The organism is Hymenobacter sp. DG25A, assembly GCF_001280305.1.
Classification (GTDB): Bacteria; Bacteroidota; Bacteroidia; order Cytophagales; family Hymenobacteraceae; genus Hymenobacter.
Map to the genome: position 1 here is coordinate 1,290,142 of NZ_CP012623.1, position 15,586 is coordinate 1,305,727.

Genomic DNA, 15,586 nt, shown 5'->3' on the forward strand with positions numbered 1-15,586 from the left:
AAAGCCGTTAGCTATTCCTCAGAACTATGGTAGAGCGTATTAGAACCCTGCTGGCCACACGCCAGCTTACACCTACCCAGTTTGCTGATGCTATTGGAGTAGGGCGGCCTATTATCAGTCATATTCTGAGTGGCCGGAACAAGCCCAGCCTGGAAGTAGTGCAGAAAATACTCACTGCCTTTCCTGATTTAAGCGTTTCCTGGCTTCTTTCAGGGCAAGGAGAGATGCAGAGCCTGCCTACACCCCCTAATCCATACACTGAGCCGAAAACAGAGCAAAAAACGGTAGTGAAGGAGAGACTGCCTAAGCGCCCACAACCCCGGCCCTCCTTATTTGAGGAAGAACAGCCTGTAGTGAGCAGTTCCGCAGCGCCCATAGCAGCCAGACAACCGGCTCCGGAAACAGTTCCCCTTAGTGCTGCAACTCCTGTGGCTACCTCTTTTCCGGTTACCCCTTTACCTACAACACAAGCACCACATGTTCCAGAAAATGCATCGACATTTCTGAGCAGCCTGGCTGAACCTGGCAAAGCCATCAGGCGCATCGTCATCTTTTATCAGGACGGAACGTTCTCGGCGTATCAGCCAGAGTAATAAGCTGATTGCTGCCATTGGCTTAGCAGATGATAGAAGGATTTTTTTAGTATTTCCTCCCAAGCATTGCAACAGGTGCAATTTGGCAGAGTGGTAGTAGCGCCTCTTGACTGCAAAGAAAGAATACGATTTTCAGGCCCGTTTTATAGGCCGATGAGCGACCGACTGTATAATAATAATCATAGGTTATAGTTGCGAAAGTAAGGAGTTTGTATATATATAAAATGATGGTTATAATATAATATATATCAATGATTTATGTGGTTTTTATTGAACCATTGATAATGGCTATATACGGGCAATATTATAGTGTTTATTGCAAGGAATAATTTTATTCAGGTGAGCTAATGCGTCTATTATATAGATATGGCGCAATACTAATAGGGTTAACTAAGCCTGTGGGTTGAAATTGTTATATAAAAATCAGTTTTTGAATGCTAAAATGTTTGGTAGCCTGACTTGTAATGCCGTGCACTTCGGTTGTGTAACAAAAGTAAAGTATTGCCTGGTGCCTGCTTTAAAAGGAAAGTCAGTAGCAGGTAACATGAATATTACATTTGTGATAGTGGGGGGTAAAGCTGAAGACTGCCTCGATGAGGAAGCGGTTTGCCGAGGCTTTCAACAGACCTATTTTTACCCATGGAAAGGGGACTTGTTGGAAAGAAGCGGGCTGCTTACCTTTGGCGCATGAAAAAATTCCGTCTGCTCCTGTTGTCCGCCGTCGGCGCTTCCCTGTTCCTGTCGTCCTGCACCCAGGCTCCCGACGCCGAAAAAGATCCTAATGCGGATGCCGCCTACAAGCGCAGCCACCGTGCTGAGCAGTATCGTGAGGCACAACGCAGCAACGTTAACTACTAACAACCTGTAGGAGCTGGCGTTTGACTGCGCTGTGGCGTAGTCACTCTACTTTCAGCGCTTCGTCCTTCCATTTCATAAAAAAACACACCGCCCCGCCAGACTTGATCTGGCGGGGCGGTGTGTTTTTTATGGGTTATACTTCCTGATAAGCCGTAACCAGGCTGGATGAAGCAGAAACGGGCGTTTGCGCAAGCTCCGGAATCTGAATGGAGGCCACCAACTCATCTTCCAGCAGTTGGACCCAGGTACGCAGATAAAGAACTACATCGTCGCGCTGGTTATGGCGCAGGGCGTTGCGCCGCTCCAGGGGTAGTGCAGAGGTGATACGAGGGTCCGAAAGCCGCTCCAGATGAGTTAGATCCTGGCGGGAAAAGCCCAGAGCCAGCATTTCATCAATAGTTTGGTCAATGGGGAGGCCACTGGTAGGACAATAGTCCGTAATCTGCTGCTCCCAGTCGCCGTGGCGCTGCATTGCGCGGGCATGGATTTCGCCTTTAGTAAGGCGCGTAATGGTTTGGGCCAGGTGCCCACAGTTGCAGCTGCCCATATGCCCCCACTGATAGGGTGCCTGGGATTGCAGGCGCTGGGCGGTGTTTCGCAGCGCCTCAATAACCGGAAGAGTGCTTTGTGCCATAAGCTGAAGAACTGATGCAGAGTGCGAGGGGACTTCTATGGTGGTAAAATGTAGGAGACAGCAAAATTGTTTCAGACTAACCAGAAAGAATGCCACCCACCTGATATGCAAAGAGCACAGCCAGCTGGCTGTGCTCTTTGCATATCAGTTTCCTATAAGAAAATGTTAGCGGGTACCGGCACCGCCGGAGCGGCTGCCTCCGCGGAAGGAGCGCCGGGGGCCACCAGCTCCGCCGCTTCCAGCACCACTACCAGCACGGCTGCCGGAACCACCGCTGCTGCTACCAGCCGAGTGCCCGGAAGGCCGTGAAGGGCGGGAAGAAGCATTAGAATCGGAATGTGAGCGGGAGGGACGTTCCTCCCGGGGCCCACGACCAGGGCGCGCCGGGCGACCAGCCGGGCCTTTCGGCTTTTTGATGGGGGCACCACCATGCAGTAGCACAGGGGCAACGGAGTTGCTGCTGTAGGGGTGCTTATCCACCACATCAATCTGCCGACGAATCAGCAGTTGAATATCCTGCAGATAAGCCCGCTCCTCATCTTCCACGAAGGAAAGCGCAATACCATTCGCCCCAGCCCGGCCGGTGCGGCCAATGCGGTGCACGTAGGTTTCGGGCTCGTTCGGTATTTCGTAGTTGATAACGTGGGTCAACTCATCCACATCAATGCCGCGGGCCGCAATGTCGGTAGCTACCAGCACGCGGGTAGAACCGGCTTTGAAGTTGGACAAAGCGCGCTGCCGATGGTTTTGCGACTTGTTACCGTGAATAGCTTCGGCGGGGATGCTGGCTTTGGCCAGGGTTTTCACCACCCGGTCGGCGCCGTGCTTAGTGCGCGTGAAGACCAGTACCCGGCGAATGGTTTTATCGCCCAGTAAATGCTCCAGCAAGGCCGGCTTATCATTCTTTTCTACCAGGTATACTGCCTGCGTAACCGTATCAGCAGTGCTGGAAACGGGTGTAACCGCCACTTTCACGGGGTTAGGGCGCAGAATGCTGTCGGCCAGCTGCTGAATCTGACTAGGCATGGTAGCCGAGAAAAACAGCGTTTGGCGGCTGGTAGGCAGCTTAGGCAGAATGCGCTTGATATCATGGATAAAGCCCATGTCCAGCATGCGGTCAGCTTCATCCAGCACAAATACTTCAATATGACGCAAATCAACGAAGCCCTGGCCCATCAGGTCGAGCAAACGACCGGGGGTGGCAATCAGGACTTCCACGCCGCGTTTCAGGGCATTGGTTTGGGGCAGTTGGCCCACGCCGCCAAAAATAACGGTGTGGCGCATTTTCAGGTGGCGGCCGTACGCCGCAAAGCTTTCACCAATCTGAATGGCCAGCTCGCGGGTGGGCGTAAGCACCAGGCAACGAATACGGGACTGGGAATGACGCTCTACCTGAGCCGTCTGGTGCAGCACCTGCAGGATAGGAACGGTAAAGGCGGCGGTTTTGCCGGTGCCGGTTTGAGCCACGCCCAGTAGGTCGCGGCCATCCAGCACGTGCGGTATAGCTTGCTGCTGAATAGGGGTAGGAGTAGTATACCCTTCTTCTTGCAAAGCGCGCAGAATAGGGTCAATCAGATTCAATTCGTCGAAAGACATCAACAGGAAATAAAGGAAGGAAATGGGTTGCGGCCCTCTGCAGGCAGAGCAGCAGCAGGTAATATCCGCAAAGGTCGGGTTTTTAACCCAGCTATAGCTACTTACAGCTATATTCAGGCCAACCTCACGGTAGCAGGCCTAGTATAGTGGGACACGGCAACGCCTTATTTGGTTCAACCCCTTCCTTCCCGCTATGCACATTACGCACCGCCAGCTCCTGCACAATGGTCATTATAAGCTAAGTCAGCTGATAGTTCAGGATGGTGTCAAAGAGTTGCGGCGGGAGCGGTTTGAGCCCGGCCAGGCAGTAGCAGCGCTGGTTTTTGACACCCATCGGCAGGAATATATTCTGGTGCGCCAATACCGGGTAGGGGCTGAAGATGAGGTGCTGGAAATTCCGGCCGGCGTGCTGGACCATGAGGGAGAAGCTCCGGACGAAGCCATGCGCCGCGAGATTATGGAAGAAATTGGCTACGAAGTAGATAAGCTGAATCTGATAGCTGGTTTTTACCCTTCGCCCGGAAATAGCGCCGAGTTTATCCATTTGTACTACGCCGAAGTAAGCCGCCAAACCGCTGCTGGTGGCGGGGCCGCTGCCGAAAACGAGAAAATAGAAATCATACGCCTGCCCTTGGACAAGCTGCTGCAGCAACCTATCCAGGACGGTAAAACCTGGATGGCTATTCAATGGGCCCAGCTTCATTCCGGCAATAGCCAACAGGTCTAGGAGTTTATACAGATGGTTAAACAAGAAGTGCCCGCTCTTAAGGTAGAGCGGGCACTTCTTTATGCAGTGAAATAAGGTAAGGCAGAGCTTTTACTGCGTATTGACCACGTATTCAAAGTCTTCTTTCAGCTTGGCATCGTTTATAAACACCTTAACTGACTGAGGGGAATCGGTTTTTACAAATGGAATAACGCGTTGGCTTTTATACAAGTCACGGTTCCAGAAGCGCCCTTCCCCTGCGGGCAGCGAAGGAATGTTCAGCAGCTCCTTACCGTCTTTGTCCTTCGCTATTACGCTCAGATAGGCGGGGTCGGCGTTCTGAGAACCCCGGCGGTACATGGTAATAGACAGCTGGCCCCCGGCCGGAATGCTGTTCAGCTTACGCTGGTAAGTGCTGTCTGCCCAGCTGTTCATCTTCTTCAGCTCGTTTACCTCCGTCAGCAATTCGGAGTAGGGGCGGTAAACCAGCCGCGTAACGCTGGCCGATACTTCCGCATCTTCGTCGGTGTTCTTGGTTACGTTCAAAACGTAGGGGCATTCCGAGTCCTTCTTCGGAACCATATACCGCTTGCGCTCTGATTTTACCTGCGCCGAAGCGGCCAAGGTGCTAAAGAGGAAGAGAGCGAGAAAAAGTTGTCTCATGTGGCAGATTTAAGTAAAATCTTATGCAGTTATTCCAAGGGGATAACAAAGTTACTGAGAAAATTCAGGGTAAAGATAATTTTTGATGCTTTTCCCAGAATCGAAACTGATGAAAATGCTTCTTGGCTTAATTCAAAAATAAGATTCCGACGGGCTAAATGGAAAGAATGGTACTCCCTGACCCTTGCTGGCATCAACCGACAATAAGCGCACCGTAGACTTAGGCGCCATCTTTCTTTGGTACCTTTGTGTGGCGACTTATGGGCATGTAGCCCTCGTCAGCTAATATCTCGAATGAATATACTTTTCCTGACTCCCTACCCACACGGGAAAGCACCATCCCAGCGGTTTCGGTTTGAACAATATTTACCCTTGCTCACGGCAGCCGGGCACACGTATTCGCTGGCTTCCTTTGTCTCGGAGAAAACCTGGGGTATTCTCTATAAGCCGGGGCATACGCTGGCCAAGGCCATGGGTATTCTGGGAGGCTTTGCTTCCCGCTTTGGTCAACTCTTCTCTTTGTCCGGCTACGATTACGTCTTTATTCACCGGGAGGCATCACCTATTGGTCCGCCGGTTTTTGAATGGCTGATTGCCAACGTTTTCCGGAAGAAGATTATCTATGACTTTGATGACGCCATCTGGATTCCAAATACCTCGGAGGCCAATAAGATAGTGGCCGGCATCAAATGGCATGATAAAGTAGGCAGTATCAGCCGTTGGGCCTACAAAGTAAGCTGCGGCAATGCCTATCTGCGCAATTTCGCGGCCCGGTACAACCCGCAGGCCTACATCAATCCTACTACCATTGATACCCTGCACCTGCACAACGAGGTAAAAGACCAGCAGACGGAACAAATGGTAATAGGGTGGACGGGCACGCACTCCACTATGAAATACCTGGAACAAATAATGCCGGTGCTGGCCCGGCTGGAGCAGGAGTATGCGTTTGAGTTTCGGGTTATTTCCAACCAGGAACCTGCCTTGCCGCTCAAGTCACTGCGCTTTGTGCCCTGGCGGAAAGACACGGAAATAAAGGATTTATTGAGCTTTAACATTGGCCTGATGCCTTTGGAAGACGACCCCTGGGCCAAAGGAAAATGCGCTTTTAAAGCGCTGCAGTACATGGCCCTGGGCGTACCCGCTCTGGTGTCGCCGGTAGGCATGAACACGGAAGTGGTGACGGATGGCGTAAACGGCTATATCTGCTCCACGCCCGAGCAGTGGTACCAGGCCCTCGAAAAGCTGATTAAGGATGCGCCTTTGCGCACGCGCTTTGGCGAGGCGGCCCGTACTACCATTGAAAACCGCTACTCTGTCAAATCAAACGAAGCCAATTTCCTGGCCTTATTCAGTTAAGGCTACTAACAGGAAAGGGTTATTAAATGAAAAGGGATGCCTGCACCATGGTGCAGGCATCCCTTTTTTAGTAGATAGATAAGCCAAAAGCTTAACCCTTGGAAAAGCAAAAGGCCCCTCAGATTGCTCTGAGGGGCCTTTGCGGTCCGGACGGGACTCGAACCCGCGACCTCCGCCGTGACAGGGCGGCATTCTAACCGACTGAACTACCGAACCGTTTTACTTACCGGAAGACCGTGTGTTTTCCGTTATTGTGATGCAAATGTAGAGGGCCTTTCCCGACTACACAACTCCGGAGCTAAAAAAACCGCAAAATAAATGCCGGGAAGCACTCTAATGGCTGTTTATCAGGCACAAAAATTTTAGCCGTGGCCCGCGCAATTCCCTGCAAATGGGGCGCGGCTCTTCTCCGTTGCTTCACTTACCTTTGCTTCCCTTCTTAAAAAGACTACCCAACCCAGACGTTTCCCTTCTTCGGCCAATGCTCCTCGATTTCGAACAACCCATCGCCGCCCTCGAAGGCAAGCTCCGCGAAATGCAACAACTGGCGCACGACAGCCAGGTAGATGTATCCGAAGCGGTAGCCGCTCTCGAAGCCAAAATAAAAGCCCTCAAAAAGGAGACCTACGCTAACCTCACCCGCTGGCAGCGCGTGCAGCTCTCCCGCCACCCCGACCGCCCCTACACGCTCGATTACATTGAAGGCATGACGTCCAACTTTGTGGAGCTGCACGGCGACCGGACCGTAGGCGACGACAAAGCCATGGTGGGCGGCTTTGCTGAGCTGGGTGGCCGTACCGTAATGGTGATTGGGCAGCAGAAAGGACGCAACACCAAGCAGCGCCAGTTCCGCAACTTTGGCATGCCCAACCCCGAGGGCTACCGCAAGGCCCTGCGCCTGATGAAGCTGGCCGAGAAATTCAATAAGCCCATTATCACCCTGATTGATACGCCCGGCGCATTTCCCGGCCTGGAAGCCGAGGAGCGGGGGCAGGGCGAAGCCATTGCTCGCAACCTGAAGGAGATGTTTCTGCTGAAGGTGCCCGTTATCTGCATCATCATTGGGGAAGGCGCTTCCGGTGGGGCCCTGGGTATTGCAATCGGCGACCGGGTTCTGATGCTGGAAAATACCTGGTACTCGGTGATTTCGCCGGAGTCCTGCTCCAGCATTCTGTGGCGCTCCTGGAATTACAAGGAACAGGCGGCGGAAGCCCTGAAGCTGACGGCTACCGATATGCTGCAGGCCAAACTGGTAGACGGCATCGTGAAAGAACCCCTCGGCGGCGCCCACACCGACGCTAAACGAATGGTGGATACCTTAAAAAAGACCCTTCTTAAAACCCTGGACGAACTGGAAGCGCTACCCTATGATGAACGCATCAGCCAGCGCATCGACAAGTTCTCCGCCATGGGCGTAGTAGTGGAGTAAGTATCATTGGAGGGGAGACGCTGGCGGAAAAGCCGCGTCTCCCCTCGTTTTTCACCTGTAGCATGACAATTCATCCGCTCGATACCGGCCTGTTTAAGCTAGATGGTGGCGCCATGTTTGGCGTGGTTCCCAAATCCATGTGGCAGAAGCTGAACCCGCCCGATGCCAACAACATGTGCACCTGGGCCATGCGCTGCCTGCTGGTAGAGGATGGCGACCGGCTGGTGCTGGTGGATAATGGCATTGGCGACAAGCAGGATGAGAAGTTCCGCGGGCATTTTTACCTGCACGGCGAGGGCTCCCTGGAAAAATCACTCCGTCAGCTGGGCTACACTTCCTCCGATATAACGGATGTGTTTCTGACGCACCTGCACTTCGACCATTGTGGCGGCTCCGTAATCCGCACGGCGGAGAATAAGCTGGAAGTAGCCTTTCGCAACGCTACGTATTGGTCGAATGAGGCGCATTGGGAGTGGGCCGTGCACCCCAATGCCCGCGAGAAGGCCAGCTTCCTGACGGAAAACATTCTGCCCATTCAGGAAAGTGGCCAGCTGAAGTTTATCCAGCCCCGATCCGGGGTGCCGGAGCCGCTGTCCGTATTCCGGGAAATCATTTTTGCCGATGGGCATACGGAAAAGATGATGGTGCCTTTGCTGAAGTACAAAGGCCGCACCGTAGCGTTCATGGCCGATTTGCTGCCCAGCGCCGGCCACATCCCCTTGCCGTATGTCATGGCCTATGATGTGCGCCCGTTACTAACGCTGGATGAAAAAGAGCGGGTGCTACGCCGGGCTGCCGATGAGAATTGGGTGCTGGTATTGGAGCACGATGCTACGGTGGAATGCTGCACCGTACAGCACACCGATAAGGGAATACGCCTGGCGGAAACCTTCCGCTTCGCTGATTTATAAACCGCCTTTAGAACCCAGGAAATGCCACAGCACATAGCCATAGCATTATCCGGGGGCGGGGCGCGCGGCATTGCGCATTTAGGCGTGCTGGCCGCGCTGGATGAGCTGAAAATACCCATTGGTAGGCTGGCGGGCGTGAGCTCCGGGGCCATTGCGGCCGCCTTCTACGCGGCGGGCTACCCGCCCGCGGATATTTTGCGCATGCTCACCAGCACCAACGTGGCCCGCCTGATGCGGCCCGCGTTCAGCAGCTTCGGGTTGCTGCACATGGATGCCGTGGAGCAGCTTTTTGTGCGCTATTTAGGCCCGGGCTGCACTTTTGCCGACCTCCATTGCCCCCTCACCCTGGTGGCTACTGATTTACGCGAAGGTATTTCCATCTTTTATGATCAGGGGCTCTTAATCCCGCCGTTGCTGGCTTCCTCGGCGGTGCCTATTGTATACCGCCCAGTGGAGTTTGAGGGGCGCCAGCTGGTTGATGGTGGTTTGTTGAATAACCTGCCGGTGGAACCCTTGCTGGGGCATGGTGCCCCGGTGGTGGGCGTGCATTGCAACCCCGTAAACCACACCGCCCGCATTACCACGTTCCGCCGCCTGGTAGAGCGTACGCTCCATCTGGCTATCAATGCCAATACGGCCGCCAGTCAGCAGCTCTGCCAGCTGTTGATTGAGCCCCCGGAGCTGCATCATTACCGGCCGCTCAGCTACCGCCTGGCGCCCGAGTTATATTCTATTGGGTATCGGTACACGCTGCAGCTGGAAAAGGAGCTTCGGGCATTGCTGGAGGAATAAGCCGCTGATGGGCCAGCCGGGAAATGGGGAGCCCATAAAAATCCTCTATTTTTACCCTTAACTCTCTCTGTGTCCTTCCACCCCCATGCCCAAACCCGCCAACACGCCCACCTTTTGGTATCTGTTTTCTAAATTCTGGTTCTGGCTTAATGGTTGGAAGCTGGCGTCGGTGGTGCCCCCGGATATCCGCAAGGCCATTATGATAGCGGCCCCGCATACCAGCAACTGGGACCTGCTGTATGCCCGCGCGGCGTTTTTCCTGATGGGGGTGCCCGTCCGCTTCACGGTAAAAAAAGAATGGGTTGATAACCCGATAGTTGGCGGGCTGATGAAGTCCCTGGGTGCCCTGGCCGTAGACCGCAGCCGCAACAACAGCCTCGTAGATGGCATGATTCAGCTGTTTAATGAGCGGGAAGAACTCGTAATTCTGATTACGCCGGAAGGCACGCGCAGCTACCAGCCCAAGTGGCGCAAAGGTTTCTACTTTGTCTCTCAGGGGGCTCATGTGCCCATTTTGTTGGGCTTTCTGGATTATAAGAACAAAGAAGCCGGCGTAGGCCCGGCCGTGTATCCAACCGGCGACTATGAGGCGGATCTGGAGAAAATAAAGGCCTTCTACCGCACCAAAACCGGCCGGTTCCCGGAGCTGGGGGTACGCTAGCGCAACACCGCAAGAATCGGGTTGATATGGGCAGGAGCAGGGCGTAGTTTTGATTATCACGTAGCATTACAGCGTATGGTCACTACCCCAGCCAACCCCGATTATCAGCGTATTGCGCAGGCCATTCAATTTCTGGAAGTCAATTTCCGGCGGCAGCCCAGCCTGGAGGAGATAGCCGCGGCCGTGCACCTGAGTCCGTTTCATTTCCAGCGTTTGTTTTCCGAATGGGCCGGCATCAGCCCCAAGCGCTTTGTGCAATACCTGACCGCCGATTTTCTGAAGGCGCGTCTGGCCGAAGCGGCCCCTTTGGCGGAGGCCGCCGAAGAAGCCGGTCTGTCGGCCCCCTCGCGCCTGCACGATTTGTTTGTGACCCTGGAGGCCGTTACGCCACTGGAGTTCCGGACGGGTGGTGCCGGCGTACAAATCAGCTACGGCGTGCACGACACCCCTTTTGGCCCGGCCCTGCTGGCCGCCACCGAGCGGGGTATCTGCGGGCTGCACCTACTGCATCCGGAGCACCCAGACCCAACTCAGGCCTTGGCGGCGCTGCACAAAGCCTGGCCCCAGGCCCAACTGCAGGCAGATGCTGCCCGCACGGCTCCGCTGCTGGCGCGGGCGTTTGCGCCGGTGGCTGGCCAGCCCCTGCATCTGCTGGTGCGCGGTACCAATTTCCAGGTGAAAGTGTGGGAGGCGCTCTTGCGGGTGCCGGTGGGGCAGGTAGTCAGCTACCAGCACGTAGCGCAGGCCATTGGGCAGCCGCGGGCCCTGCAGGCCGTAGGCTCTGCCGTAGGCGCCAACCCGGTGGCCCTGCTGATTCCCTGCCACCGGGTTATCCGGAAGGAAGGCATATTGGGCGAGTACCGCTGGGGCTCCACCACCAAAAAAGCCCTGATTGGCTGGGAAATGGCCCAGGCAGAGCAACATGCCGCGCAACTTGCGTAGATTACCCGGCGCGTAGCCTGTAGTACTACGCCTTCTGCCGTATGCCCGAAAAACTCCAGACCCTGCTGTTCATTGCCATTGGGCTATTCCTCTTTATCGTGCGCATGTGGCGGAAGGCACAGGAAACCACGCGTAAGGAAGCGCAGGAGCGACCCTTACCCAAACCTGTATCTACCGCTGCCGCTCCTGCCCGCCGCCCCACCCCAAATTTTGAGGAGCTGCTGCAGCAGATGATGGAGCAAAATCAGCCGCGTAAACCGCAACCGGAGGTAACCCCCGCCGGGCGCCCTATTCCGCAGGAGGCTGCCAAACCGGCCCGTTCCCTGGAAGTAACCAAACCTGCCGCCCGCAGTCTGGAGGTGCCCGCCACGCAGCGGTACGCGCGTAGTCAGGAAGCAGAAGCGGGGCCGGCCCGCCGGGCGGCGGTATTGCCGCGCGCGGCCGTAGCGCATGGGCAGGAAGACTACTGGAGCCGGCAAAGCGCCGCTACCGCTCGCCCCAACACCGCCGCAGACGTAGCGGCCCGCCTGCGCAACCCCGCCGATGTACGAACGGCCTTTGTCCTGGCAGAAGTGTTGCAGCGTCGTTTTTAGAGCATTTAGCTGACTTTACAGAAAGCAAAGGCTAATCCTGCGTGAGGGCGTAAGCCACCAAATTGGCGCCCATGCGCAGCGCGGCATCATGAATAGCCGGCGTGTCACCGGGATAAGTCCCTACATCTTCCCAGCCATTGCCCAGGTCGCACTCATAGGTGTAGAAGCACACCAGACGGCCTTTGTAGAGTAGGCCGAACCCCTGGGGGCGTTTGCCGTCGTGCTCGTGCACTTTGGGCAAGCCCCGCGGAAACTGGTATTTCTGGTGGTAGATGGGGTGCGAAAAAGGTAGCTCTACGAACTCCAGCTCCGGAAATACCTTCTTCATCTCGGGCCGGATAAACCGGTCCAGCCCGTAGTTGTCATCAATGTGAAGAAAACCGCCCCCCGTGAGGTAATGGCGCAGGTTTTTGGCTTCGGCTTCGGTAAAGGATACGTTGCCGTGCCCCGTCATATGCACGAAAGGGTACGTGAGCAGCTCCGGCGAATCCAGCTCCACGGTTCCTTCTTCTGGGTCAATATTGGTATTCAGGGTTCTGTTGCAGAACTGAATCAGGTTGGGCAGGGAGGTCTTGTTGGCATACCAGTCGCCACCGCCGCCGTAGTGCAGCTTGGCAATCCGGAAGCTGGGCGCTGCGGGGCCGGCTGCCAGCAGTGGCAGCAGAAGTAGCACGGTAATCAGCAGTCTTTTCAACATCCTTCAGAAAATAAATCAGATACTTAGGCTACAAAATTTCCGCTATTGCAGTTCGCGGGCCACGTGCACCGTGTGCACCGCCGCCAGGGCCGCCGTTTCGGTGCGGAGGCGGGAGGCACCTAAGGTAACCGGCCGGATGCCCCGGGCGAAGGCAGCCTCAATTTCCTGCGGGGTAAAGTCGCCTTCGGGGCCAATGAGGATGCAGCACCCTGTGCCATGGGCCACCACGTGGGAGAGGGGCGTCCGTTCCCCTTCGGCCAGATGTGCAATAAAGGTGGTTTCCGCAGCTACCGTCGGTAGGAACTGCGCAAAATCGGTCAGCTCGGTTAGTTCCGGCAGCCAGGCCTGCCCGGATTGCTTCAGGGCACTGACGGCAATTTTCTGCAGGCGCTCAAGCTTCAGCTCCCGGCGTTCCGAGCGGGCGCAACGCAGGAAGGTAATTGTATCCACCCCCATTTCGGTGGCTTTTTCCACCAACCATTCCATCCGGTCGAGGTTTTTGGTGGGGGCCACGGCCAGGTGCACCTGATAGGCGCGGCGCGGTACCTGCTGCTCGTGTAGAATCCGCAGGCGGCAGCGCTTGGCATCGGCCACCTCTACTTCGGCCTGAAAAATACTGCCCCGGCCATTAACCAGTTCTACGGCATCACCGAGGCCCAGGCGTAGCACCCGCACGGCGTGCTTGCTTTCGTCTTCGGGAAGGGTGTAGGCGGGCAGGGTAAGGTCAGGGGCGAAGAAGGTGTGTGGCATAGGGCAAAGCTACGGGAAACGAGGGCAAGGCAGCAGCGCTATAGCATAACAAACCCCGGCACGAAATTCATGCCGGGGCTGCCGGATGGTAAAGAAAGCGGGAAACGCTATTTGAAGGTATCGTTCAGCACCTCGGCCAACCGAACTCCGGCCTGCTGAATCCGCTGCTTCATCAGCTCGGAGTGCGCCGGGTAGTAGTTATAGTCGATATCGGTGCCGTTGGGCGCTTCCTGATAAATCTTCTCGCTGTCCTGGTACGATTCCCAGAACCACTGTTCCATGGGAGTGCGCTGCCACTGGTGCACCAGCTGGTGTGGCAGCTTGTGGTCGTACTGGCAAGCCATTTCGGTGTAGGTCAGGCCCTGATAATCAATCAGGCCACTATCCCACAGGCTGTGTAGGTTGGTGTCCTTGCCCCGGAACTTTAGTTTGATGTCATTTCCGCCTTTGTCTTCGGCGTGGCCGGCGTGCAGGGGCTGGTGGGCGTCGCCTACCAAGTGCACCACAAACTTCAGGGCGGCCACCCGCTCTGCCTGCGACTTGCTGGGGTCTTTCAGCTCCTGCAGTTTGGCCTGCAGCATATTGTAGGCATTCGGCTCAGTCTGGCCTTTCAGCGCCTGCAGGTATTGCTCCTGGTTCAGGCCGGAAGCCGTATTCACGTAGTGCCAGGGGGCAGTGTGCTTGAAATCAGGGTAGTAGCGCACTTCATCTGGCCAGGTGCTTACCATAGTCAGGGTTTCGGTGCCCAGCAGGCGGTGCACTTCGCGCTTGGCTTTGCGGGAAAGATGCTGCTCGGCAATACGGCCCACTGCCCGGTGGCCATCTACTCCCCAGGCCCAACCAAAAGCCGGAATAAGTAGCAGCAGCGCTGCCGAAAAGAAACGTTTTAACATGAAAATAGAGAAGAAATAAACGACGCCGCAAATTACCCGCTTTTTGGCGGATGGCTGCACCCCAGGGCCCGCCTCCTTTATAGAGCCATATTTTATACTGTCAGGGTGCAGTTAATTCCGTAGATGCAAGACCGGCATTCTATTCTATCCATCTAAAAGCTAAGATCCTCATGACACCAAAACTGAAAAAACTACGCGACCAGGTTATTGTGATAACCGGCGCTTCTTCCGGCATTGGGTTGGTTACGGCCCGCATGGCCGCCGAAAAGGGAGCCCGCCTGGTGCTGGCCGCACGCAGCGAAGACGCCCTGCGGGAACTCACCCAGGAAATTGAGCAGAAGGGCGGCCGGGCTACCTACGTGGTAGCCGATGTAAGCCGGCAGGAAGATGTGCATAACATTGCCCGCAAAGCCCTGGAGCGGTTCGGGGGCTTCGATACCTGGATTAATGACGCCGGCGTATCCATCTACGGCAAGCTCACGGATGTTCCGATTGAGGACATGCGCAAGCTCTTTGAAACCAACTTCTGGGGCGTGATTTATGGCTCTCTGGAGGCAGTAAAGTACTTGCGCAAGCACGGCGGGGCTATTATCAACGTGGGCAGTATTCTGTCTGAAAGCACGGCTATTCTGCAGGGCATTTACAGCGCTAGCAAGCACGCCGTGAAAGGCTTTACCGACGGCTTGCGCATGGAGCTTTCCATGGATGACCTCCCCATTTCCGTTACCCTCATTAAGCCGGCGGCTATTGACACGCCTTACACGCTGCACGCCAAAAATTACATGGAGCGGGAAGCCCAGCACGGGCCGCCCGCTTATGCCCCTGAAATAGTAGCGAAAGCCATTCTGCACAGCTGCGAAATGCCGGAGCGCGAAATCACCGTAGGTGGGGGCGGTAAATTGATAACCGGCATGGCCCACTGGACCCCGGCCCTGCACGACACCTTCATGGAAAACGTGTTTGTGAAGCAGGAACAAGCCGAATATGCCCCGCGGCCATTAGCCCAAAATGGCCTGGATCGTCCCTCCGGCACCCTGCAGGAGCGGGGCAACTACCCCGGCCACACCCGCGAAACCAGCTATTATACCGAGGCTACCACCAGCAAGCCTATTCTCCGGACCGCCCTGGCGGTAGGGGCCGGCTTGGCGCTGGTGTCCTTGCTGGGCCGCACAAAGAAAGGGAATGGGCATTCCACTAATCAGGTAGGGGGCCGACAAAAGGAGCTGGGTAAATTCGATACGCAGTTTGACTACCCAACTGTTTCGAACCCCAGCGTACACTAGTTCATTCTAAGCTGACTATAAAAAAGCCCCGCTGCATGCAGCGGGGCTTTTTTTGCCCTACTGCTGCCAGGTAAGTATCAGAAAAGGACTGTTTAGATAGCAGGTATTTCCCAGTTGTAAGAGCTACGGTAACCGTCTATATTATATAATTTATGTGTTATTTAATATAATATTAGGTGTTTTGTACCTTCGGGTCAGACGGATATATCTATACACTTTAAACCAA

General features: G+C 55.3%; 17 protein-coding genes and 1 tRNA gene. 11 read left to right on the forward strand and 7 right to left on the reverse strand.

Annotation, left to right across the window (positions count from 1 at the left end):
• Positions 1–26 precede the first annotated feature (26 nt).
• Both AM218_RS16270 and AM218_RS16710 read left to right on the forward strand, forming a co-directional pair.
• Positions 27–593 carry a helix-turn-helix domain-containing protein gene (locus AM218_RS16270; RefSeq protein WP_071843703.1) on the forward strand — a complete coding sequence of 189 codons (567 nt, stop codon included), beginning with the start codon at positions 27–29 and terminating at the stop codon, positions 591–593.
• A 687-nt stretch (positions 594–1,280) separates the two neighbouring features.
• Complete coding sequence (locus AM218_RS16710) at positions 1,281–1,451, forward strand: hypothetical protein (RefSeq protein WP_156126354.1); 171 nt, start codon at positions 1,281–1,283, stop codon at positions 1,449–1,451.
• Positions 1,452–1,584: 133 nt separating this feature from the next.
• Here the strand turns inward: AM218_RS16710 and AM218_RS05560 are convergent, their stop codons facing one another.
• The gene (locus tag AM218_RS05560) at positions 1,585–2,085 is read right to left on the reverse strand and encodes a hypothetical protein (protein ID WP_054412621.1); all 501 of its coding nucleotides are present in this window, start codon (positions 2,083–2,085) and stop codon (positions 1,585–1,587) included.
• A 165-nt stretch (positions 2,086–2,250) separates the two neighbouring features.
• Entirely contained in the window at positions 2,251–3,681 is a 1,431-nt protein-coding gene (locus tag AM218_RS05565) for a DEAD/DEAH box helicase (protein WP_054412623.1), read from the reverse strand.
• A gap of 193 nt (positions 3,682–3,874) precedes the next feature.
• On the opposite strand from AM218_RS05565, the gene AM218_RS05570 reads away from it, so the two are divergent.
• Complete coding sequence (locus tag AM218_RS05570; RefSeq protein WP_054412625.1) at positions 3,875–4,408, forward strand: NUDIX domain-containing protein; 534 nt, start codon at positions 3,875–3,877, stop codon at positions 4,406–4,408.
• Between the two features lie 90 nt (positions 4,409–4,498).
• Here AM218_RS05570 and AM218_RS05575 read toward each other — a convergent pair whose 3' ends face one another.
• Positions 4,499–5,050 (reverse strand): hypothetical protein, encoded by a 552-nt coding sequence (locus tag AM218_RS05575; RefSeq protein WP_157547533.1) that lies wholly within the window; start codon positions 5,048–5,050, stop codon positions 4,499–4,501.
• 294 nt (positions 5,051–5,344) lie between these two features.
• On the opposite strand from AM218_RS05575, the gene AM218_RS05580 reads away from it, so the two are divergent.
• The gene (locus tag AM218_RS05580; protein ID WP_054412629.1) at positions 5,345–6,409 is read left to right on the forward strand and encodes a glycosyltransferase family 4 protein; all 1,065 of its coding nucleotides are present in this window, start codon (positions 5,345–5,347) and stop codon (positions 6,407–6,409) included.
• A gap of 142 nt (positions 6,410–6,551) precedes the next feature.
• On the opposite strand, the gene AM218_RS05585 is transcribed toward AM218_RS05580, so the two are convergent.
• Positions 6,552–6,625: transfer RNA gene (locus AM218_RS05585), tRNA-Asp, on the reverse strand.
• A 265-nt stretch (positions 6,626–6,890) separates the two neighbouring features.
• On the opposite strand from AM218_RS05585, the gene AM218_RS05590 reads away from it, so the two are divergent.
• The 6 genes from AM218_RS05590 (at position 6,891) to AM218_RS05615 (ending at position 11,737) form a co-directional block, all read left to right on the forward strand.
• Positions 6,891–7,838 (forward strand): acetyl-CoA carboxylase carboxyltransferase subunit alpha, encoded by a 948-nt coding sequence (locus tag AM218_RS05590; RefSeq protein ID WP_054412631.1) that lies wholly within the window; start codon positions 6,891–6,893, stop codon positions 7,836–7,838.
• Between the two features lie 62 nt (positions 7,839–7,900).
• Positions 7,901–8,749 carry an MBL fold metallo-hydrolase gene (locus tag AM218_RS05595; protein WP_054412633.1) on the forward strand — a complete coding sequence of 283 codons (849 nt, stop codon included), beginning with the start codon at positions 7,901–7,903 and terminating at the stop codon, positions 8,747–8,749.
• 21 nt (positions 8,750–8,770) lie between these two features.
• Positions 8,771–9,541, forward strand: a complete 771-nt coding sequence (locus AM218_RS05600) for a patatin-like phospholipase family protein (RefSeq protein WP_054412635.1) — start codon at positions 8,771–8,773, stop codon at positions 9,539–9,541.
• Between the two features lie 85 nt (positions 9,542–9,626).
• Complete coding sequence (locus tag AM218_RS05605; RefSeq protein WP_054412637.1) at positions 9,627–10,202, forward strand: 1-acyl-sn-glycerol-3-phosphate acyltransferase; 576 nt, start codon at positions 9,627–9,629, stop codon at positions 10,200–10,202.
• Positions 10,203–10,277: 75 nt separating this feature from the next.
• Positions 10,278–11,144, forward strand: a complete 867-nt coding sequence (locus AM218_RS05610; protein WP_054412640.1) for a methylated-DNA--[protein]-cysteine S-methyltransferase — start codon at positions 10,278–10,280, stop codon at positions 11,142–11,144.
• A gap of 41 nt (positions 11,145–11,185) precedes the next feature.
• Entirely contained in the window at positions 11,186–11,737 is a 552-nt protein-coding gene (locus tag AM218_RS05615; RefSeq protein ID WP_054412642.1) for a hypothetical protein, read from the forward strand.
• A 31-nt stretch (positions 11,738–11,768) separates the two neighbouring features.
• Here AM218_RS05615 and AM218_RS05620 read toward each other — a convergent pair whose 3' ends face one another.
• The 3 genes from AM218_RS05620 to AM218_RS05630 all read right to left on the reverse strand — a co-directional run bounded on the left by AM218_RS05620 (position 11,769) and on the right by AM218_RS05630 (position 14,077).
• Complete coding sequence (locus AM218_RS05620) at positions 11,769–12,434, reverse strand: DUF4159 domain-containing protein (protein WP_054412644.1); 666 nt, start codon at positions 12,432–12,434, stop codon at positions 11,769–11,771.
• A gap of 42 nt (positions 12,435–12,476) precedes the next feature.
• Positions 12,477–13,184, reverse strand: a complete 708-nt coding sequence (locus AM218_RS05625) for a 16S rRNA (uracil(1498)-N(3))-methyltransferase (RefSeq protein WP_054412646.1) — start codon at positions 13,182–13,184, stop codon at positions 12,477–12,479.
• Positions 13,185–13,291: 107 nt separating this feature from the next.
• Positions 13,292–14,077, reverse strand: coding sequence for a S1/P1 nuclease (locus AM218_RS05630; RefSeq protein ID WP_054412648.1), 786 nt, complete (start codon positions 14,075–14,077; stop codon positions 13,292–13,294).
• A gap of 170 nt (positions 14,078–14,247) precedes the next feature.
• Here AM218_RS05630 and AM218_RS05635 point away from each other — a divergent pair, with 170 nt between their 5' ends.
• Positions 14,248–15,360 (forward strand): SDR family oxidoreductase, encoded by a 1,113-nt coding sequence (locus tag AM218_RS05635; protein WP_071843704.1) that lies wholly within the window; start codon positions 14,248–14,250, stop codon positions 15,358–15,360.
• Positions 15,361–15,586 lie beyond the last annotated feature (226 nt).